The sequence below is a fragment of the Silvimonas sp. genome, assembly GCF_031291215.1.
Taxonomy (GTDB): Bacteria; Pseudomonadota; Gammaproteobacteria; order Burkholderiales; family Chitinibacteraceae; genus Silvimonas; species Silvimonas soli.
Genome location: NZ_JARLJK010000002.1, coordinates 1 through 1,188, shown reverse-complemented (window position 1 = coordinate 1,188; position 1,188 = coordinate 1). Strand labels below are relative to the sequence as shown.

The following is a 1,188-nucleotide window of genomic DNA, read 5'->3' as shown; positions in this document are numbered from 1 at the left end:
TGGCGTGTGACCATGTCTCGCTATAATTTCGAGATACACCATGTACCTGGTGAGGTTCACGTCGTGGCAGATATGTTTAGTCGGTGGGCACACCCTGAGTTCGACCGTGGCGCGATCACACTTGGCGTAGCAGACGCAGGTGCCGCTGACACTGGTGAACTGCAGGAAGGTGCGGCGCGGATGGTGTCCTCTCGTGAGGCTGTAACAGCTGACGCTGAGTTGCTCCGTTTCGACCCAACTGACTTTCCTTCCCTCGGCGACATACGGCAGGCCCAGCTGGAGCATGTTTCGCTCGCTGACCATGCGTTGTTCGGCCTAAAGGAGGACATTACCAACAGAGTGTTAGTCAATGACGCCGGGCAAATCTTTGTGCCGGATGCGCGTAGCCTGCGGCAACGCCTGTGTGTGGTCGCACACCAGGGCGAAGCTGGGCACCGCGGCATTGACAACACACTCCGTTTACTGAACGAACGGTTCGTGTGGCCGAACATCGAGAACGATGTGAGAACCTATGTGCGTCAGTGCCTGCATTGTCTGAGGGCACGTGGTGGCCGAAAGGTCCCGCGTCCCTGGGGCGATACCTTGCACGCTAACGGCGCTCATCAAGTTCTGCACTTTGATTTCATGTTTGTTCGTGCGGCGGACGCGTCCACAGACCACGAGTATCAATATACACTGGTCATAATGGATGGGTTTAGCCGGTTCGTAGAGTTGGTGCCGTCGGCTCGTGCCGATGCATCGACTGCAGTGAACGCGTTGATTGGGTGGTTCTCTCGGTACGGTCGTGTACACACATTTGTGTCCGACCAGGGATCCCACTTCAACAACCGGGTAATGAAAATGTTGCGTGACGCTCTGGGTATCTCCCATCACTTTACGGCGGTGTACGCGCCGTGGAGTAATGGACGAGTGGAGCGAGTCAACCGTGAAATTCGTGAGCTGCTCACGATGCTGCGTTCAGCGAGGAGGAGGAGGTGGGTCTGACACCTGTATCGTCTGCTACGATACGCACGAAAGCTGAGGCTCTACGTGAGCACCTCTATGCCGTGCGCGAAAAGGTGACTGACGCCATGCTCACACAGCGACGCGCGGACCCTTCTAGAGGCAAGCGTCCAGTTGACTTTGATGTCGGCGACTATGTGCTGTATGCAATGCCTGGCAAGTCCGCGAAGGACAAGACAAAACCGT

Annotated in this window: 2 protein-coding genes; both read left to right on the top strand. The window is 56.5% G+C overall.

What is annotated here, in order from left to right; all coding sequences use genetic code 11:
• Positions 1 to 984 (top strand): DDE-type integrase/transposase/recombinase (locus P4L78_RS00015; protein WP_309326173.1); only part of this gene is annotated, 984 nt, incomplete at its 5' end.
• Positions 975 to 1,188, top strand: a 214-nt coding sequence (locus tag P4L78_RS00010; protein ID WP_309326171.1) for a hypothetical protein, incomplete at its 3' end; no start/stop codon positions are given. The genes P4L78_RS00015 and P4L78_RS00010, both read left to right, overlap by 10 nt.